20 protein-coding genes are annotated in these 18,686 nt (G+C 75.8%); 9 read left to right on the top strand and 11 right to left on the bottom strand.

The genetic code is table 11. From position 1 onward, the window contains the following. Positions 1–15 precede the first annotated feature (15 nt). From AUV08_RS08635 to AUV08_RS08625, 3 genes are read left to right on the top strand one after another with little or no spacing between them, the layout of a single operon-like run. Positions 16–801 carry an ATP-binding cassette domain-containing protein gene (locus AUV08_RS08635; RefSeq protein ID WP_041104115.1) on the top strand — a complete coding sequence of 262 codons (786 nt, stop codon included), beginning with the start codon at positions 16–18 and terminating at the stop codon, positions 799–801. Continuing rightward, the gene (locus tag AUV08_RS08630) at positions 801–3,260 is read left to right on the top strand and encodes a YhgE/Pip family protein (RefSeq protein WP_041104113.1); all 2,460 of its coding nucleotides are present in this window, start codon (positions 801–803) and stop codon (positions 3,258–3,260) included. The genes AUV08_RS08635 and AUV08_RS08630 overlap by 1 nt, the downstream gene beginning before the upstream one ends. 6 nt (positions 3,261–3,266) lie before the next feature. Then, entirely contained in the window at positions 3,267–3,827 is a 561-nt protein-coding gene (locus AUV08_RS08625) for a GNAT family N-acetyltransferase (RefSeq protein ID WP_020624718.1), read from the top strand. Positions 3,828–3,839: 12 nt separating this feature from the next. Here the strand turns inward: AUV08_RS08625 and AUV08_RS08620 are convergent, their stop codons facing one another. After that, positions 3,840–4,370 (bottom strand): SgcJ/EcaC family oxidoreductase, encoded by a 531-nt coding sequence (locus tag AUV08_RS08620; protein ID WP_020624719.1) that lies wholly within the window; start codon positions 4,368–4,370, stop codon positions 3,840–3,842. A 29-nt stretch (positions 4,371–4,399) separates the two neighbouring features. Continuing rightward, on the bottom strand, positions 4,400–4,540 hold the full coding sequence (locus AUV08_RS12075) for a hypothetical protein (protein ID WP_017488522.1): 141 nt from the start codon (positions 4,538–4,540) through the stop codon (positions 4,400–4,402). 311 nt (positions 4,541–4,851) lie between these two features. On the opposite strand from AUV08_RS12075, the gene AUV08_RS08615 reads away from it, so the two are divergent. The 3 genes from AUV08_RS08615 to AUV08_RS08605 are packed head-to-tail and all read left to right on the top strand — an operon-like array spanning position 4,852 to position 7,015. Then, a complete protein-coding gene (locus AUV08_RS08615) occupies positions 4,852–6,102 on the top strand; it encodes a polysaccharide deacetylase family protein (RefSeq protein ID WP_061873188.1) in 1,251 nt (416 codons plus the stop codon). Positions 6,103–6,112: 10 nt separating this feature from the next. After that, a complete protein-coding gene (locus tag AUV08_RS08610; protein ID WP_036339014.1) occupies positions 6,113–6,667 on the top strand; it encodes a TIGR03086 family metal-binding protein in 555 nt (184 codons plus the stop codon). Between the two features lie 39 nt (positions 6,668–6,706). Next, positions 6,707–7,015: a hypothetical protein gene (locus AUV08_RS08605; RefSeq protein ID WP_036314546.1), complete on the top strand. Its 309-nt coding sequence runs from the start codon at positions 6,707–6,709 to the stop codon at positions 7,013–7,015. Between the two features lie 17 nt (positions 7,016–7,032). Here the strand turns inward: AUV08_RS08605 and AUV08_RS08600 are convergent, their stop codons facing one another. The 4 genes from AUV08_RS08600 to AUV08_RS08585 all read right to left on the bottom strand — a co-directional run bounded on the left by AUV08_RS08600 (position 7,033) and on the right by AUV08_RS08585 (position 10,822). Next, positions 7,033–7,830, bottom strand: coding sequence for a TVP38/TMEM64 family protein (locus AUV08_RS08600; protein WP_020624722.1), 798 nt, complete (start codon positions 7,828–7,830; stop codon positions 7,033–7,035). 162 nt (positions 7,831–7,992) lie between these two features. Beyond that, complete coding sequence (locus tag AUV08_RS08595; protein WP_036314511.1) at positions 7,993–8,835, bottom strand: GTP pyrophosphokinase family protein; 843 nt, start codon at positions 8,833–8,835, stop codon at positions 7,993–7,995. Between the two features lie 65 nt (positions 8,836–8,900). Continuing rightward, the gene (locus AUV08_RS08590; protein ID WP_060974353.1) at positions 8,901–9,356 is read right to left on the bottom strand and encodes a thioesterase family protein; all 456 of its coding nucleotides are present in this window, start codon (positions 9,354–9,356) and stop codon (positions 8,901–8,903) included. Continuing rightward, on the bottom strand, positions 9,353–10,822 hold the full coding sequence (locus tag AUV08_RS08585; RefSeq protein WP_268259801.1) for an FAD-linked oxidase C-terminal domain-containing protein: 1,470 nt from the start codon (positions 10,820–10,822) through the stop codon (positions 9,353–9,355). Before AUV08_RS08585 ends, AUV08_RS08590 begins: the two co-directional genes overlap by 4 nt. A gap of 86 nt (positions 10,823–10,908) precedes the next feature. On the opposite strand from AUV08_RS08585, the gene AUV08_RS08580 reads away from it, so the two are divergent. From AUV08_RS08580 to AUV08_RS08570, 3 genes are all read left to right on the top strand, one after another. Continuing rightward, a complete protein-coding gene (locus AUV08_RS08580; RefSeq protein WP_061866755.1) occupies positions 10,909–11,571 on the top strand; it encodes a GNAT family N-acetyltransferase in 663 nt (220 codons plus the stop codon). 1 nt (position 11,572) lies between these two features. Next, positions 11,573–12,943, top strand: coding sequence for a glutaminase A (gene glsA / locus AUV08_RS08575; RefSeq protein ID WP_036339005.1), 1,371 nt, complete (start codon positions 11,573–11,575; stop codon positions 12,941–12,943). A 125-nt stretch (positions 12,944–13,068) separates the two neighbouring features. Further along, positions 13,069–13,848, top strand: coding sequence for a Pr6Pr family membrane protein (locus AUV08_RS08570; protein ID WP_036339002.1), 780 nt, complete (start codon positions 13,069–13,071; stop codon positions 13,846–13,848). Positions 13,849–13,875: 27 nt separating this feature from the next. Here the strand turns inward: AUV08_RS08570 and AUV08_RS08565 are convergent, their stop codons facing one another. The 5 genes from AUV08_RS08565 to AUV08_RS08545 form a co-directional block, all read right to left on the bottom strand. Continuing rightward, positions 13,876–14,541 carry an SDR family oxidoreductase gene (locus AUV08_RS08565; protein ID WP_036314501.1) on the bottom strand — a complete coding sequence of 222 codons (666 nt, stop codon included), beginning with the start codon at positions 14,539–14,541 and terminating at the stop codon, positions 13,876–13,878. 98 nt (positions 14,542–14,639) lie between these two features. Then, positions 14,640–15,695 (bottom strand): siderophore-interacting protein, encoded by a 1,056-nt coding sequence (locus tag AUV08_RS08560; protein WP_036314499.1) that lies wholly within the window; start codon positions 15,693–15,695, stop codon positions 14,640–14,642. Continuing rightward, a complete protein-coding gene (locus tag AUV08_RS08555) occupies positions 15,692–16,561 on the bottom strand; it encodes an ABC transporter ATP-binding protein (RefSeq protein WP_036314497.1) in 870 nt (289 codons plus the stop codon). Before AUV08_RS08555 ends, AUV08_RS08560 begins: the two co-directional genes overlap by 4 nt. Further along, positions 16,558–17,628 carry an iron chelate uptake ABC transporter family permease subunit gene (locus AUV08_RS08550; RefSeq protein ID WP_036314495.1) on the bottom strand — a complete coding sequence of 357 codons (1,071 nt, stop codon included), beginning with the start codon at positions 17,626–17,628 and terminating at the stop codon, positions 16,558–16,560. The genes AUV08_RS08555 and AUV08_RS08550 overlap by 4 nt, the downstream gene beginning before the upstream one ends. Continuing rightward, positions 17,625–18,683 carry an iron ABC transporter permease gene (locus AUV08_RS08545; protein ID WP_036314493.1) on the bottom strand — a complete coding sequence of 353 codons (1,059 nt, stop codon included), beginning with the start codon at positions 18,681–18,683 and terminating at the stop codon, positions 17,625–17,627. The genes AUV08_RS08550 and AUV08_RS08545 overlap by 4 nt, the downstream gene beginning before the upstream one ends. Positions 18,684–18,686 lie beyond the last annotated feature (3 nt).

The following is an 18,686-nucleotide window of genomic DNA, read 5'->3' as shown; positions in this document are numbered from 1 at the left end:
CGGCAAAGAGGGCCCATGTCTTCCACTCCCACCGACGCCGATCACCATGGCCCCGGGCCCGCCCCCGACCCGGCGCACCTCGACGACCTCCCGCCCGCCACCCTCGTGGCGCGCGGTCTGACCCTGCGCGGCAGTCGCGGGCCGGTGTTCGGCTCCCTCGACCTCGTGCTGCCCCCGCAGACCCACCTGGCCGTGCTCGGAACCCAGGGCTCGGGCCGCTCGGCCCTGCTGCTCGCCCTCACGGGGCGCCTGCAGGGCGTGCGGGGCGAGCTCGTGCTCACCGGCGGCCCCGTGGACGTCGCCCTGGACGGGCCGGAGCGGCCCGCCGCCCGCGCGTACCGGCCCCCGATCGACGCCGCGCGCCACCCGCACGCCCTGCGCGCCCGCACCGCCGTCGCCCACACCACCGACGTGGTGGAGCTCGAGCCGGCGCTGACCGCGGCCGAGGTCGTGGACGAGCGCTGTCTCACCGACGGCGTGCGCCGCCGCGCCGGCCGCGCACGCTTCGCCCTCCTCGCGGACGCGGTGAGGCTGACCGTGGCGCCGGAGGCCGTCGTCCGGGAGCTGTCCGCGCCCGATCGCGCGCTGCTGGCCGCCGTCGTCGCCTGCCTGCGCCCGGCCCGCCTCGTCACCTTCGACGACGTGGACGCCACCCTGACCATCGATGAGCTGGTCGCGCTCCACGCGGCCCTGGACGTCCTCAAGGACCACGGCCACCCGTTCGCGGTGAGCGCCGTGGCCTCCGCGCCCGTGCCGCGCGACGCCGTCGTCCTCACCCTGCCCCCCGTCCGGGAGAACTGATGCTGTTCCGCTACGAGCTGCGACGCTTCCGCCGTGGCCTGCCCCTGCTCGCCCTGCTGTTCATCTTCCTCGTCCCCGCCATCTACGGCGCTCTGTACCTGTCCGCGAACTGGGACCCCTACGGGGCCATGGACCGTCTGCCGGTGGCGATCGTCAACGAGGACGAACCCGTCCAGCGCGGCGACACCACGCTGCGCACCGGCGCGGACATGACCGAACGCCTCAAGGACGACCGCGCCTTCGACTGGCGCGAGACCACGCGCGAGGAGGCCGAGGAGGGACTGCGGGAGGGCCGGTACTACCTCGTCCTGGAGATCCCCGCCGAGCTCAGTCGTGACCTCGTCAGCCCCGAGGGCGGCGGGACACCGCGGCAGGCGCAGATCACCCTGCGCCGAGACGACGCCAACGGCTTCGTGATCGGCTCCGTCACGAACGCGAGCCAGGCCAAGGTCGAGGCCGCCGTGAACCGGTCCGCGATCGAGGCGTACTTCGAGGCCGTCTTCTCCAGCCTCGGCGAGCTGCGGTCGGGCATGGTGGACGCCGCCGACGGCGCCGCGCAGCTGGCCGACGGCACGGCCTCCGCGGAGGACGGCGCGAGCCAGCTGGAGGACGGGATCGTCCAGGCCCACGACGGCTCGGGCAAGCTGGCCGAGGGCGCGGGCCAGCTCGCCACGGGTGCGGGTGACCTCGCGGACGGCGCCGCCCAGGCCGACGACGGCGCCCAGCGACTCGCCGAGGGCGCCGCGTCCGCGCAGGACGGGGCCGGGCGCCTGGCCGACGGGCTCGACCAGGCGCGCGGGGGCTCCCAGGCCCTCGCCGACGGTGCCGGGCAGCTCGCCGAGAACGCCCCCGCCCTGCGTCAGGGCGCCACGGACCTCTCCGACGGGCTGGCCCAGCTGCAGACCGGATCGGCCGAGCTCACCGACGGCGCCACGCAGGTGGCCGACGGCACCCAGCAGCTCTACGACACGGTGATCCCCGGCCTGGACCAGGTGATCGAGCGGCAGGACGCGGTGGCCGCCGACGTCGCCGCGGTGGACGAGGACGTCCAGCGCGTCGCCGAGGTGGCCGGCACGGCCGAGGACGGCGCGGGCGCCCGCATCGCCGACGCGCAGGCCGCCCTGGCCGAGCTCGCCGAAGAGGACCCGACGCTCGCCGAGTCCGAGCAGTACGCCGCGCTCCAGGAGGCGCTCACCGGCGCGGACGAGCGGGTGACCGCCGTCGCCGGCCGCGCCGAGGAGGCCGCCGCGACCTCCGCGGCCGCCAACGAGCGCGTCCAGGGCTTCGTCGAGGACGACGTCGCCGCCTCCGCCAAGGCGGATCTGACGGACCTCAACGACGGCGCCCACGCCGTGGCCGCGGGCGCGGAGAAGCTGCAGGGCGGGATCGGTGAGGCGAAGGACGGGGCCGACTCCCTCGCCGACGGCGCCGGGAAGTTCGCGGACGGCCTCGAGCAGCTGGGCTCCGGCGCGACCGAGCTCGACGGCGGCCTGGCCCAGCTCCAGGACGGCGCCGGGGAGCTGCAGTCCGGCCTCGGCGAGCTGACGGACGGGGCGACCACCCTCGCCGAGGGCAACGCCGCGCTCCACGACGGGGCGCTGACCCTGCAGGACGGTGCGGGCCAGCTGGAGTCCGGCGCCACCGAGCTCGACGGCGGCCTGGCCCAGCTCCAGGACGGCGCCGGGGAGCTGCGCGCCGGCCTCGGCACCCTCGACGACGGCGCCCACGAGCTCGCCTCCGGGCTCTCCGACGGCGTCGACCGCGTCCCCGCCCTGACCGAGGACGAGCGGGACGAGGCCGCCCTGGTGATGTCCCGGCCCGTGGAGGCCGTGATGCAGGTGGACAACTCCGCGGAGGTCTACGGCCGCGGCATGGCGCCGATGTTCTTCTCCATCGCCCTGTGGGTGTTCGGCATCGCCGCGTTCAACATCATGCGGCCCATCAGCGGGCGGCTGCTGGCCGGGCGCCGCAACCCGGTGGCGATCGCGCTGGCCGCGTGGCTGCCCGTGGGCATCGTGGCCGTGGGCGGCGGCCTGCTCATGCTCGCCGCGACGCTGCCGCTGGGCCTGGCCCCCGTGCACCCGGTGCGGGCCGTGGCCCTGACGGTGCTCGTGGCCGTGGTGTTCTCCCTCATCGCGCACCTGGTGCAGACGGCGCTCGGCACCCCCGGTTCGGCGCTGCTGCTGGTCCTGCTGGTCCTGCAGCTGGCCTCCACCGGCGGCACCTACCCGGCCGAGGTGCTGCCCGGCTTCTTCCAGGCGCTGCACCCGTTCATGCCGATGAGCTACTCCATCGAGGCGTTCCGCAACGCGATCTCCGGCGGTCCGGACCAGCGCTTCTGGGTGCCGGTGGTCGTGCTGATGGGCATCGGGGCGGCGGCGCTCGCCCTGGACGTGCTCGTGGTGCGGCGCCGGCGTCGGTTCCGCATGAAGGACCTGCACCCCGCGCTGCAGGCCTGAGCGGGGATGACTTCCGCACCCCGCGCCGCCGTCGTCCGTCCGGCCCGCCCCGAGGACGCGCCCGCGATCGCCGCGATCGCCGCGGCCACCTTCCCGGACGCCTCCCCGGCCTCGTTGCCGCGTGCCGCGGTGGAGGCGCACATCGCGTTGCACCTGAGTGAGGCCGCCGTGGCCGCGTGGATCGCGGACCCGGAGCGGATCGTGCTCGTGGGCGCCGCGGCCGACGCCCCGGAGACCCTGCTCGGCTACGCCATGTACGAGACCGCCGCGGCCCCCGAGGCACCCGTCACGGAGCGGCTCGGCGACGTGCCGGCCGGCCACCTCTCGAAGCTGTACGTGCTCGCCGAGGGGCGCGGCACCGGGCTGGCCGAGGCCCTCGTGCACGACGGCGTCGAGCGGCTGCGGCGGCTGGGGTTCCGGCACGTGTGGCTCGGCACGAACGCGCAGAACGCACGGGCCAACCGGTTCTACGAGCGCCTCGGCTTCGAGACGGTCGGGGCGCGGCAGTTCGTGGTCGGCGGGGAGCGGGTCGAGGACGACTGGGTGCGGCTGCTGACGGTGGCGTGAGCCGGTCGCCGCTCAGCAGGCCTCCGGGCCGTCCGGGTCCTCGTCGGGGTCGAACCACGCGGACGGGTGATAGTGCACCGCGGCGAGCCCCTCGTCGTCGGCCAGGTGGGTCTGGGCCCCGGGCACGGAATCCGTGTTCTGCCCGGCCACCGCCTCCCACGCCCCGGTCTCGGTGCGGCGCACCACGAGCAGCAGGACGCCGGTGCGCTCGCCGGCCTCGTCGCCGTCGGGCGCGGTCTGCCCCGTCATGGTCCACGGCGCGTGCACCACTGCCACGTCCCCGAGCTCCCGCACCCGCACGCGCCCGAGCTCGAGCCGCGAGTGCGGGAACATCCAGCGGAAGCCGAGCGCGTGGTTCACCCGGATCTGCCGACGCCGCCTCCACCACACGCCCACCACGTTCACGAAGTCCGCGTCCTCGGCGAACAGCTCGGCGAGCGCGTCGGCGTCGGCGGCGTTCCAGGCGGCCGCGAAGGCTTCGGCCACCGCGGCGGGGCCGGTCGGTCGGGCCGCGACGTCGGCGGTGGGGTCCGCGGGGGACATGGCTGCTCCTGGATCGGGGAAGGGCGGGTTCAGCGGGCGGGTCCGTAGGCCAGCGTCAGCACGACGGCGGCGAACAGCACCGCCATCACGGCCAGGACCGTGAGCACGGCGCGCAGGGCCGCACGCGTGCGCGGGTCGGCCGGGGGCGGTGCATCCGGACGTCGGGTCACGCTCGCCAGTGTGGCACGCGGCACGGCGCGAGGGGCGCGTGCGTCGGCGCGCGTCGAAGGCGCCTCCCAGCCGGGGCTCAGTCGACGCTGAAGCTGCGGATGTGGTTGCTGAACACGAAGCGGTCGAACACGGTCCGCGCCGAGCTCGGGTCGTCCGCGTGACCACTCTGGGCCGTCTACGGCGGATCGAGCCCCGCCGCCGGCCGGCCTCCCATGCCCGGCCGGTTCCCACCTCCGCCCGCCCGCCCGGCAGGGGTGGTCCCGGGCCGGGCGGCCTTGGGATGATGGGTGCCCCCGGAGAAAGGTGCCCGATGCCCCCGCCCGTGCCGCAGCCGACCCGCCGACAGATGCTCCTGGCCGGTTCCGCCCTGCTCGGATCGGGACTGCTGGCCGCCTGCGGGCAGGACGGGGAGGACGCGGCGTCGTCGTCCGTGCCGACCTCGTCCGCGCCCACCTCCGCCGCCCCCGCTGGACCGCCGCCCGCCGGCGAACCGGTGGCCTGGCCGGACGTGGCCCGGGTTCCGCACCTGTTCTTCCACTCCCTCGTGGTGGACCCGGCCCGCGCCTTCGATGGCGACGACAAGGCCGGCGGCTACCTGGACTTCATGGTCACGGTGGACGAGTTCGACGCCGTCATCCGGCAGGTCTACGAGCGCGGCTACGTGCTGGTCTCCCCGCACGAGCTGTACGAGGTGGGGGAGGACGACGTCGTCCGCCCGAAGACCCTCATGGTCCCCGAGGGTCGCACCCCGCTGATCCTCTCCCTGGACGACTGCTCGTACTACCTCTACATGGACGGCGACGGCTTCGCGGACCGCCTGATCGTGGCCGAGGACGGCCGCGTCCGCAACGAGTACACGGACGCCGAGGGCACCACGCACATCGGGGCGTTCGACGTCGTCCCGCGCCTGGACGACTTCCTCGCCGAGCACCCGGACTTCAGCCTCAACGGCGCCCGCGGCGTGCTCGCCATGACCGGCTACGACGGCGTGTTCGGCTACCGCACCTCGGCCCGCGAGTTCGGGGACAGCCCCACGTTCGACGCCGACGTCGCGGCCGCCACCGAGGTTGCCGACGCGCTCAAGGACAGCGGCTGGGAGTTCGCCTCCCACACGTGGGGCCACCGGACGGTGCCGAAGCTGACCATGGAGGAGCTCGAGTTCGACATGAGGCACTGGCACGAGGAGGTCGAGCCGATCCTCGGCCCCACGGACATGCTCATCTACCCGTTCGGCGCGGACGTCACCGGCCCCGGCAAGTACACGGAGGACAACGAGCGGTACCGCTACTTCCGCGAGCTCGGCTACCGCTCCTTCTTCCTCGTGGACGGCACCTCCAAGGCGTGGGGCCAGCTCGAGCCCGGCTACTACCGCGGCTCGCGCATCAACGTGGACGGCATCAGCCTCGTCGCGGCCGTCTCGGGCGAGCGGCCCGTGCTGGAGGAGTTCTTCGACCCCCGGTCCGTCCTGGACCCGGCCCGCCCCGAGTCCATCCGCGGCCCGAAGAAGCCGAGCCCGGCGCCGTCGTCGCCCGCCGCGGCCCCGAGAACCCCGCGACCCTGAGGAGAGCACCATGTCCATCCCCGCCACCGAGGTCGAGGCCCGCTGGAACGCGGCCGCCGAGCCGTTCACCGCCGTCGTCCGGGAGGTGCGGGACTGGGACGCCGCCACCCCGTGTGAGGGCTGGGACGCGCTGGACCTGCTGGACCACGTGATCGCCGGCCAGCGCGACTTCGCCGCCCGCCAGGGCCGGGAGGTGCCCCTCTTCGACGGGTCCCGCCAGCAGCTGGCCACCCAGTGGGCCAAGCACGCCGCCGCCATGTCCGCCCTCGCCGGTGACGAGGAGTTCATCATGCGGCCCATGAAGACCGCGCTCGGGGAGATGCCCGTGGGCGAGGCGTTGATCCGCTTCCACGCGTTCGACGTGATCGTGCACCGTTGGGACCTGGCCCGCTCGCAGGGCGTGGACGCGCGGTTCACGGACGCGGAGATCGACTGCGTGGAGGAGTCGCTGGAACTGTTCGGCGACGCCGCCTACACGCCCGGCATCCTGGGCGAGCCCGTCCCCGTGGCCGACGACGCCGACCGGCAGACCCGCCTGCTCGGTCGCCTGGGCCGTCGGGGCTGAGACCAGGGCAGGACCCGTCCCCGCACCCCAGGAGGCACCGTGAGCGAGTCCACCGGTTTCAGCGCCGCGGAGCAGGCCGCGATCGCCGAGCGCGCGCAGGAGCTGCGCGCCCAGCGCGGCGGCAGGAAGAAGGCCGACGCCCTGCAGGACCTGCTGGTGAAGATCGAGGAGATGCCCGAGCAGGACCGCGCCATGGCGGTGGGGGTGCACCGGATCGTCACGGAGGCGGCCCCGGAGCTCGAACCCCGCACCTGGTACGGCATGCCCGCCTACGCGCGCGGCACGGACGTGCTCGTGTTCCTGCAGGTCAGCAGCAAGTTCGGCGTGCGGTACACAACCCTCGGCTGACGTCCGGCGCAGAGTGGTCACGACACGCCGCGTCGCGCACGCGGAGACGGCGTGTCCTGACCACTCCGCGGGCTTTCCGGCCCCTCCGAGCCCGCCGGCCCCTCCGCGGCCCGGGCTGCCCGTCGCCAGCGCCGCACCGCCCACAGGGTCAGACCGCCCACGGCGAGCCAGCCCACCCCGAGCAGCACGCCGTTCACGACGCCCGGGCGCACCGCGAACGCCCCCATCGCCACGAGGGAGAGCTGCCCGGGGATCACGCCGACCGCGGTGGAGCCGGCGAAGATCCCCAGCGGCACGGCGAGCGCGCCCGCCCCGTAGTTCACGGGCCAGTACGGCAGCCCCGGGGCGACGCGCAGGGCCAGCAGGGCGAGGAACCCGGTGTCCTCGAGCCGCCGCTCCACGGTCTCGGCGTGGCGGCCGAGCCCGCGCAGGACCACCTCGCGTCCGACCGCGCGCGCGATGCCGTACGCCCCGAGCGAGCCCAGCAGGGCTCCGACGACGGACAGCACCGTCCCCTCGATCGCGCCGAAGAGCACACCGGCGGTGACCGCCATGATCGTCACGGGGATGGGGGTGAGCGCCACGGCCGCGTACAGCACGGTGAACGCCAGCCAGCTCCACCAGCCGAAGCCGTCCAGCTGGGCGCGCAGCTCGTCCACGCCGGGCAGGCGCACGGTGAGTGCCAGCCACACGAACGCCGCCACCACGAGGACGAGGGCGGCGGTGCGCAGGATCGACACCCCGCGGTGCCCTGTGCGGGCGGGCAGGGTGGAGGCGGCGCCGGAGTCGCGCGGCGGCACGGCGGTGGAGGGCATCGGCTCAGGCTACCGGCAGCCGCTCCCTCCGCATGTCCTCCCTGGCCTGCGGTCACGCCCTGCTCTGCTTTGCTGGATCACACGCGTGTGACTCATCCACACCTGTGGACAACTCTGTGGAGAACCCTGTGCACGCGGCCCGCCGGGTGTGGACGGAGGGGCTCAGACGGTGGACGCGCCGGGCGCGTCGTCACCCGGCCGCGCCTCGCCCGGCCCCGCCGCCGGCTCGTCCTCGAAGACGGGACCGCCGTCGTCCTCCCAGGCCGCGGCGGCGTCGTCGTCCCTGTCGGTCTCCTGCACCTGGTCGTGCAGGCGCTCCATGCGGGTGTCCAGGTCCGCGGCCACGCGGGCGGCGGCCACGAGCTCGGTCGCGATGTCCGGGGGCACGCCGCCGTCGAACTTGTAGTTGATCTTGTGCTCGAGCGTGGCCCAGAAGTCCATGGCGCTCGTGCGGAACTGCATCTCCACGGTCACCGGGATCGTGCCGGTGGACAGGTGGATCGGCACCTGCACGAGGCAGTGCAGGCTGCGGTAGCCCGAGGGCTTGGGCCGGGAGATGTAGTCCTCCACCTCGAGCACCCGGATGTCCGGCTGCTGCGTGAACTGGCGGAACACGCGGTACACGTCCCGGGCGAAGCTGACGATCACGCGCGCCCCGGCGATGTCCGTGACGTTGGTGCGCAGCGCGTCCAGGTCCAGGGACAGCCCGCGGGCGGAGGCCTTGCGCAGGATCGACTCCGGCGACTTCACCCGCGTGACGATGTGCTCGATGGGGTTGTAGTCGTGCAGGTGCGTGAACTCGTCCCGCAGCACCTCGAGCCGCGCCTCCACCTGGAGCAGGGCCGAGCGGTACTCGAGGTCGAAGCGCTCGACGTCTCGGCGCAGCCGCTCCAGCGCCCCTGACGCCGCGGGGGTGAGCTGCGTCAACTCGGACACGGGGGTGCCGCGCAGCGCCTCGACGTCCGCCGAGGGCGCGGGCGCGTCCGGGGAAGGGTCCTGCTCCATGGCCTCAGAGCCTACGGCGGGATCCTGCGAGACGGCAGGCCGTCCACAGGCCCGACGGCGGCCCGTCAGTCCTCGGCGGGGATCAGCACGCGCTCGAAGGCGGCGCGCTCCTCGTCGGAGACGGCCACGGGCCGCCCGGCCGCCGGGTCCACCTGCACGAACACGGCGTCGCACAGCACGCAGCGCCGCCCGTCCTGCCACAGCTCGTGGCGCAGCGTGAAGGACGTCCGGCCGATCCGCAGGATCCACACCCGCGCCGTCACCTCGGGCCCGGCGTAGACCACGGGCGCCTCGTACTGGACCTCCATGGACCGCACGACGCGCTGGACGTCCGGGGACGCCGTCGTCGTGGCCCACGCGGCCAGGGCGCGCACGCGCGCCTCCTCGGCGAGGGTGAGCAGGCGGGCGTTGTTGACGTGGCCGTAGCGGTCTTCGTCGGACCAGCGCAGCTGCAGCCCGACCTCGAACGGGGTCGGCGTGCCGGCGTCGGCGGGGGTCTCGGGGGTGGTCGGCTGCGTCACGGGGTGAACACCTTTCCTGGGTTGAGGATGCCGTGCGGGTCGAACACGGCCTTGATGCGCTGCTGGAGGTCGTGCTGGGCGTCGCCGAGCTCGTCTCGCAGGAACGCGCGCTTGAGCAGGCCCACGCCGTGTTCGCCGGTGAGCGTGCCGCCGAGTTCCAGGCCCGCGCGGAACAGCTCGCCGGCGGCCTCCCACACGTCCGCCGGGATCGACGCGGCGTCCTCGGCCGCGCCGCCCACCTGCGCCGCCGCGCCGAACAGCAGGATCGGGTGCAGGTTGCCGTCCCCGGCATGGGCCGTGGTGGGGATGGCGACGCCGGTGCGTGCCTCGATCTCACGGATCCGCGCGAACATCTCGGCCATGCGGCTGCGCGGGACGGCCACGTCCTCCACGAGCGGGGTGCCGAGGCGCTCGAGCGCGGGGAACGCGGTGCGGCGCAGGGCCATGAGGGCCTCCCCCTCGGCGGGGTCCACGGTCACGGTGACGTCCCCGCCGTGGGCGCGCATGAGGGCGGCCATGGCCTCCCCGTCCGCCTCGGCGCCGGCGCCGTCGGCCTGCACCAGCAGGAACGCGCCGGACTCGGGCAGGGCGGCCCCGCGTTCGGGCCCCGCGTGCGCGCGCACCGCGGCGAGCGTCGCCTCGTCCATCAGCTCCATCAGGGCGGGCACGTGACCGGCCCCGGTGATCGCCTCGGCCGCGGCGGCGCCCGCGACGACGTCCGGGAAGAACCCGCCGAGCGTCACGGGCACGCCGCGCACGGCCGGCCGCAGCGCCAGCGTCGCGCCCACGATCACGCCGAGCGTGCCCTCCGAGCCGATCATCAGCGCGACCAGGTCGTAGCCGGTCACCCCCTTGACGGTGCGGTGGCCCAGCCGCAGCAGGGTGCCGTCCGCGAGCACCACGTCCAGGCCCAGCACCGCCTCGCGCGTGACGCCGTACTTGGCGCACAGCAGCCCGCCGGCGTTCATCGCGATGTTGCCGCCCACCGTGGAGATGTCCTTCGACGCGGGATCCGGGGCCCACCACAGCCCGTGCTCGGCGAGCGCGGCGTTCAGCGCCCCGTTGAGGATCCCCGGCTCGACGACGGCCACGCGGTCCGCGGGGGAGACCTCCAGGATCCGGTCCATCGCGGTCATGTCCAGGACGATCTCGCCCGCCCCCGCGACGGCGCCGCCGGCCAGCCCCGTGCCCGCTCCGCGGGTGACCAGCGGGGTGCGGGTGCCGTGCGCGATCCGGCACGCGGCCTGCACGTCCTCCACCGTCCGTGCGCGGACCACGGCCCGCGGCGCGGCGGGGGAGCGATGCCCCGAGCGGTCCGCCCGGGCGGCCTGGAGTGCGGCGGCGGAGACGTCCACGCGGCCGGGCAGCTCCGCCTGCAGGCGGGCGACGACGTCGGCGGGCGGGGCGTCTGCGGCGGGGGCCGGGGCGAGCGGTGCGGCCGGGGCGAGCGGTGCGGAGAAGTCCATGCCCACCAGTGTCGCCGATCACACGGGACGGAACGCTCGTCGGCCGGTCCGATGACGCGCCCGGCCCCGTCCCTAGACTGGCGGCCATGACCTCCCCGGACCCCGCTGCGCCGCGCCCCCGCGTCCACGTGCTCACCCTGCGCCCGGATGGAGCCCGTGAGGACACCGCCCGCCGCGTGGGCGCCGTCCTCGCCGAGGCCTTCGCCACGGACCCGTACACGCTCGGGCTCGTGCCCGAGGACCGGCGCGGGCCCCGCCTCGAGCGCAAGTTCACCGCCGCCGTGCGCCAGGGGCTGCGCGCGGGGGCCGACGGCGCCCCGCTGGGCGCCGTGGACGTCGCCGTGGACGCGGCCGACGGCACGCTGCTCGGCGCCGCCGTGTGGACCTCCCCCGCCGCCCCCCGCGGGGTCGACGTGCCGGGCCTGCTGGCGGGGCTGCCCACCGCGGTCGCCGTCCACGGCCGCCACACCCTCGCCCTGAAGCGGATCCAGGCCGCCTGCGAGCGTGCCCGCCCGGCAGGCCGGCACTGGTACCTTGAGGAGGTCGGCACCGTCCCGTCCGCCCGCGGGCGCGGGGCGGCGAGTGCGCTGGTGCGCCACGGCCAGCGCCGCGCGTCGGGTCTGCCCGTGCACCTCGAGGCGTCCGTGCCCGCCACCGTCCCGTTCTATGAGCGGCTCGGCTTCCGTGCGACCGGCCACGTGCCCGTGCCCGGGGGCGAGCCCCTGACCTGCCTGCGCTGGGAGGCCTGAGATGAGACACCCGATCCCCGACTACCTGGCGAGCCTGATCACCGAGCTCGGCGCCGTGAACCCGGGAGAGACGGCCCAGTACATCCCCGTGCTCGCGGAGGCGGACCCGGACCGCCTCGGCATCGCGCTGGCCACCCCCACCGGGCGGCTGCACTCCGCGGGGGACGCGGACGTGGAGTTCACCATCCAGTCCGCGTCCAAGCCGTTCACGTACGCGGCCGCGCTCGTGGACCGGGGCTTCGCCGCCGTGGACCGACAGGTGGGGCTGAACCCCTCGGGCGAGGCCTTCAACGAGCTCTCCCTCGAGGCGGAGTCGCACCGCCCGGACAACGCCATGATCAACGCGGGCGCGCTCGCGGTGCACCAGCTGCTGGTGGGGCCGGAGGCGAGCCGGAAGGAGCGGCTGGACCGGGCCGTGGAGATCATGTCCCTGCTCGCCGGGCGTCGGCTCGCGGTGGACCGGGAGACGTACGAGTCCGAGATGGCGGTCTCGGACCGCAACCTCTCCCTGGGGCACATGCTCCGCAGCTACGGGGTGCTGCAGGACTCGGCCGAGGAGATCGTGGCCGGGTACGTGGCGCAGTGCGCCGTGCTCGTCACCGCCAAGGACCTCGCCGTGATGGGCGCGTGTCTGGCCACCGGGGGCATCCATCCGATGACGGGTGAGCGCGTGCTGCCGTCCATCGTGGCGCGGCGCGTGGTGTCCGTGATGACCTCCTCCGGCATGTACGACGCCGCCGGGCAGTGGCTCGCCGACGTCGGGATCCCGGCCAAGTCCGGGGTGGCCGGCGGTGTGCTCGGCGCGCTGCCGGGCCGCGTGGGGATCGGCGTGTTCTCGCCGCGCCTGGACGAGGTGGGCAACTCGGCGCGCGGCGTGCTGGCGTGCCGCCGCCTCTCCGAGGACTTCCGGCTGCACCTCATGGACGGCGACAGCCTGGGCGGAACCGCCGTGCGCTTCGTGGAACGCGAGGGTGACCGCGTGTTCCTGCACCTGCAGGGCGTGATCCGGTTCGGCGGCGCCGAGGCGGTGCTGGACGCGCTCACGGACCTGCGCACCGGTGCGGAGAAGCCCGGCACCGGCTGGGACGCCGCCGTCTACCCGCGGTGGCAGGAGGCCGCGGCGGACAGCGCGGCGCTCGCGGCCGCGACCGGCGGCGGGGCGGTGTACGAGGCCGCCGCCGTGGCCGCCCAAGACGAGAACGACGGGCCCATCCGCACCGTGGTGCTCAACCTCACGCGGGTGGACCGGATCGACGACGTCGGCCGACGGCTGATCGCCGAGGGCGTGCGCCGGCTGCAGGCCGACGGCGTGCGCGTGGAGGTCGAGGATCCGGAGCGCATCCTGCCGCTGGAGGAGGCCGGCGCCCACTGAGGCGGCGGGGCGGGCAGGAGGGGGGCGCGGCGATGTTCTCCGTCTCGCTCCCTTTCGTTCAACTGCTGTTCATGTGAGAATGGGCGGTCTCATCCCTTGACTCCACCGTTCGAGGACGACCCCCCATGCCCCTTTCCACCCTCCGCGTCAGCCTGCCCTCCCTCCGCCGCACCCGCCCCGCCCCGCAGGGGGTCCGTGAGCGGATCGCGCACGCCGTCGTGTCCCGGCTGCAGCCGCGTCCCGTGCCGCCGGTGGACCGTCGGAGCCGCCTGGCGTGGCACGTCTCGGGGGCACTGCCGCTGATCGGGTGCCTGACCTCGTTCCCCATCGGCATGTCCAAGGACTCCATGGTGATCCCGGGCGTCGGCTATCAGGGCGGTTTCCCCGCGGGCTGGTCCCACGCCCTCAACCAGCCGGCGTACTTCACGTGGCTGTCCAACGCGCTGGTCGCGGGCACGTCGCTGACGCTGGCCGCGCGTCGTGAGGCGCCCACGTCGGACGCGTTCTGGGCCGTGCGCACCGCCGGCCTCGGCTCGGTGATGGTCACGGGGATCGTCTACAACGCGGTGCTGCGCGGCCGCGAACAGGACACCTTCCTCTACCGGTTCAACGACGCGCTGCAGCACATCGTCAACCCCGTGCTCGCCCCGGCGGTGTGGGCGCTGTTCGACCCCCGCGGGCAGATCACGCCGCGGCGCGCCGGGCTGGCCTCGGTCATCCCGCTGATGTGGGCGGCGGCGACCATGGCGCGCGGGCCCCGCATCGACTGGTACCCGTACCCGTTCCTCGACGTGCCGCGGCTCGGCCGACGCAGCGTGGGCGTCGTACTCGCCGGGATCCTGGCCGGCTTCACCGGGCTCATGGGTGTGCTCGGCACCGTGGACCGCCGCCTCGGCCTGGCCTGAGGGGCGGTCCCCGGCGCTGACGGCGCGTCAGTCGCCGCGGACGGCCTCGGCCACGGGCACGTCGCCGTCCACGAAGTCGATCTTCCGGCCCACCGTGCCCGGTTCGTTGAGCACGGCCACGATCGCTCGGGCGACGTTGCCGCGGCTGGCCCCACGCTGCGGGGCATCGGAGTCGGAGAGATCCGGGTCCACGGTGATGCGGCCGGACGGCTCCTCATCGGTCAGGGTGCCGGGACCGAGGATGGTCCAGGCCAGCCCGGAGTCCCGCAGCGCCTCGTCCGCCTCGGCCTTGGCCTGCGCGTAGGCGTAGAAGGGGTCGTCCTCGGGCACGTCGTGGTGCAGGGACGCGCCGAGGTAGGACACCATCACGTAGCGCCGCACGCCCGCGGCCTCGGCGGCGCGCATGCTGGCGACGGCGGCGTCGTGGTCCACGGCCCGGGTGCGCTGGGCGTCCCCGCCGCCCGCGCCCGCGGAGAACACGACGTTGTCCGCGTCGCGCAGCGCGTGGAGCAGCTCCTCCTGGTCCGCCTTCTCGATGTCCAGGACGAGCGGTTCGGCGCCGGCGGCGCGGACGTCCTCGGCGTGGTCGGGGTTGCGGATGATCGAGACGACGTCGTGGCCGGCCTCCGCCAGCAGGGGTGCGGCGAGGAGGGCCACCTTGCCGTGGCCGCCGATGATCACGGTGCGGGTCATGGGGATCTCTCCTTCGGTTCGATCGGGTGCTGGACTTCCACAGTAGGGAGAGCCCGACGCCGGTGCGAGGGTGGAGCGGCGCTCCACCACCCCACTCCTCAGCTCTCCGCCTGGCCCTGCCGCCAGTAGCCCATGAAGGAGACGTGCTTCTTCGGCACGCCGCCGGGGCCCACGCTGAGCCGGCGCAGGGCGCGCACCATCGCGGACTCCCCGGCGAGGAACACGTAGGCCTCGGGCCGTTCGTCGGCCTCGAGGGCGGCGACGGTCCACTCGCGCTCGACGGAGGCCGCGGGCGGCGCGACCGGCCCGCCGGCGTCGTCGGGGTCCACGCCCAGCAGGGCGGCGAGGCGGGCGTGCGCCCAGGACCCCGACGGCGCCCCCGGCGCCCGGCGGCCCACGTGCAGGCGCACGCGGCCCCGGTCCGTCAGCTCCGTCACGGCCCGCCAGTCCCACGGCTCGGGGACGGCCAGGCGCTCGGCGATGAGGTCGGCGGCCTGCCCGTCGTGGGGCAGCTCGAGCACGAGGTCCGCCTCGCCGTCGAACCCGCCGAACGGGTCCGCGAGCTCCTCCGCCACGGACACCAGGGCGGGGACGGCGGTCTCGTCGCCCACGGCCAGCACACGGTGCGCCCCCGTCTGCCGCCAGCCGGACCACGCCGGCGCCTCCGCCGAGGGCACCAGCACGTTCACCGCGTCCCCCGCCTGGACGGCGCGCGCCCAGCGCAGGCCCGGCCCCTGATGCGGGTCGGCGGGGTCGTCCGGGTCGCCGTGCAGCACCACGTCCACGGTCAGCGAGGGCACCTGCCGCCCGTCGAGCCGCACGAGCCCGGCCGAGCGCACCGTGTACGTGCGCATCCAGCCGCGCTCCTCCTCGGGGATGGCCAGGAACCCGGCCCGGAACCCGGCGGACAGGTCCGGGTCCGCCGATGTCCCGCCCGGTGGGGGGATCAGCAGCTTCACGTAGGCGTCCCGGCGCGGCCGCGCGCCCCGGTACAGGGCGTGCAGGTCGGCGACGCCGGGCGGCAGCAGTCCCAGCAGGTCCCCGCTGGCGGCCTCCAGGTCCGGCCCCGCCAGCACGATCCGCCGCAATCCGCGGCACGGCTGCTCCACGGACACCACGCGCGTGTGCGCCACGATCATGCCGTCGGCGCTCATCGGCGGTCCCCGTCCCCGCGCGGCAGCACCACGGGGTGGCCCAGCAGCGGGTCGGCCACCACGTCCGCGTCCAGGCCGAACACCTCGGCCAGCACCTCCGGCACGATCACCTCGCCCGGCGTGCCCTGCGCCACCACCCGGCCCGCGGCCATCGCCACGATGTGGTCCGCGCTGCGCGCCGCCAGGTTCAGCTCGTGCAGCACCGCGACGACGGTCGCCCGGCCCCCGCCGCGCGGGTCCGGGAGCGCGCGCACCAGGTCCAGCACCTCCACCTGATGGCTGAGGTCGAGGTAGCTCGTGGGCTCGTCGAGGAGCACCACCGGGGTCTGCTGGGCGAGCACGAGGGCGAGCCACGCCCGCTGCCGCTGCCCGCCGGAGAGCGTGCCGGCCTCGCGGTCGGCGAGCTCCACGAGGTCGGTGCGCTCGAGCGCCGAGGCGATCGCGGCGTCGTCGCCGGCGGCCCGGCCGCCCAGGAGCCCGCGGTGCGGGTGACGGCCGCGCGCCACGAGCTGCGCCACCGTCATGCCCTCGGGCGCCACGGGATGCTGGGGCAGCAGCGCCACGGTGCGGGCGTAGTCGCGCGCGGACACGCGGGCGGCGTCCCGGCCGAGCACCTCGATGCTCCCGGCGCGCGGGGCGAGCTGGCGGGTCAGGCCGCGCAGCAGCGTGGACTTGCCGCAGCCGTTGGCGCCGATGATCGCGGTGACGCGCCCGGCGGGCACGTCCAGGTCGAGGTCCTCGACGATCGGCGGTGCCGAGGCCGGGCCGTAGCCGAGCGTCAGGCCGCGCAGGCGGATCGCGACGTCGTCGGCGGCCCCGGCGCGCGGTGCGGCGGGGGACGGGACGGTGAGCGGGGGAGCGGTCATGCGGGGCGCACGCCTCCTGGGGTCCGGCCCTGGCGCAGCAGCAGCCAGAGCATGAGCGGGGCGCCGGCGGCGCCGGTGAGCACACCGGTGGGCAGGGCGGCGCCGGTGAGCAGGGGGACGGCCTCGCCGGCCACGAGGTCCGCGAGCAGCACGAGCGCGGCGCCCGTGAGCGCCGCCGCGGGCAGGGAGGGCAGGCCGCGGGTGAGCCCGCGCGCCACCGGGGTGGCCAGCAGCGCGACGAACGCCAGCGGCCCCACGACGGCGGTCGCCACGGCGGCCAGCACTGCGCCGAGCCCCAGCGCCGCGGCCGAGGTGGGGCGCGCTCGGGCGCCGAGGGCGTGTGCGAGGTCCGGGCCGACGTCGGCCGGGGCCAGCTGCGTGTGGAGCGCCCCCGCCAGCGGCAGGGCGGCCGCGAGCACGCCCGCGAGCAGCGCAATGCGGCCCCACGTGACGCCGTTGAGCGAGCCGGCGATCCAGACGGTGGCCGACTGCAGGTCGTGCTGGGCCAGCGAGAGCATCGCCCCGGCCACCACGGCCTGGCCCGCCGCCGCCACCGCGATGCCGGCCACCACGAACCGTTCGCCCCCCACGGAGCGGGCCGTGGCGAACACGGCGGCCACCGCCACAAGGCCGCCGATCAGTGCCGTGGCGGCGCGCATCAGGTCCGATCCTCCGCCGGTCTGCCCGGCGGTCGCCAGCATCCCCAGCACGACCGCCGCCGCGGCGCCCTGGGTGACGCCCAGGATGTCCGGCGAGGCCAGGGGGTTGCGCAGCGTGCGCCGGTAGAGCGCGCCGGCCGCGCCCAGGGCGGCGCCGGTGAGCACTGCGGCCACGGCGCGGGGCAGCTTCTCCTCCAGCACGATGAAGCTCGCTCCCGGGATCGTCTCCCCGCCCAGGATCCGCACGAGGTCCGGGACGGTCACCTGGTACGTGCCCCACACCACGCGCAGCAGGGCGAGGACCAGCACGGCCACGGCGAGGCCCGCGCAGGCCCGTCCGAGGCGGCGCCGGTCGGAGCGGCGCAGGCGGGCGACGACGTCGTCCGGGGCGGTGTGCTGGAGGTTCATGCGGCCACCCCCGGGCGGCGCAGCAGCGCCAGCAGCACGGGCACGCCGAGCAGGACGGTGGTCACCCCGAGGTGGATCTCCCCGGGCGCCACGACGAGCCGCCCGGCGAGGTCCGCGAGGATCACGAGGACGGCGCCCCACAGGGCGCAGCCGGCCATCAGGGCTCGCGTGCTCGGCGGCCGCAGACGGCGCAGCGCGTGGGGCACGAGCAGCCCCACGAACCCGACCGGCCCGGCCAGCGCCACCGCCGCGGCCGTGAGCAGCACGACCGCGCCCAGCAGCACCGCGCGCACCCGCTCCGGGCGCCCGCCCAGACCGTGCGCGAGGTCGTCGCCGAGGGCGAGGGCGTCGAGCCCGGGGGCCACGGCGACGGCGGCGAGCAGCCCGACGGCGATCACGGGCGCCAGGGCGAGCGCCTCGCCGAGGTCGGCGCGGGCCACCGTGCCCACGGCCCAGAAGCGCAGTCGGTCCTGGACCGTGGGGGAGAGCACGAGCAGCGCCGTGGTGCCGGCGGTGGCGCCGGCGGTGATCGCGGCGCCGGCCAGCACGAGCGCCATGGGGGAGGGGGCGCCGGGTGTCGTCCGGCCCCTCCGCGTGGCGGCCGCCGCCACCGCGTAGCCGAGCGCCGCCGCGACCAGCGTCCCGACGGCGGCCAGCGCCAGCACCCCGAACGTGGAGCCGGCGACGCCGAGCGCCATGCCCGCCGCCACGGCCAGCCCCGCGCCGGCGGAGAGCCCGAGCAGCCCCGGGTCGCCGAGCGGGTTGCGGGTGGCCCCCTGCAGGGCGGCGCCGGCCACGGCCAGCGCCGCCCCCACCAGCGCCCCCGTCACCACGCGGGGCACGCGGGAGGCCACGGCCGCCGCCTCGATGCCCTCCGGCACGGGGTGCCCGGTGAGGACCGCGCCCAGGGTGTCGAGCGCCGTCGTCGCCGGCACGGTGCGCGCGCCGAGGGCGACGCCGGCCACGAGCGCCGCCAGCAGCAGCGCCGCGGGCAGGGCGCCCATCAGCACGCCCGCGCGGACGCGGGCCGGGGAGGCCAGGGCCGTGGACGGCATGGG

The sequence above is a fragment of the Micrococcus sp. CH7 genome (assembly GCF_001595485.1).
GTDB classification, from domain to species: Bacteria; Actinomycetota; Actinomycetes; order Actinomycetales; family Micrococcaceae; genus Micrococcus; species Micrococcus luteus.
This window is presented reverse-complemented; position numbering and strand designations above follow the sequence as displayed.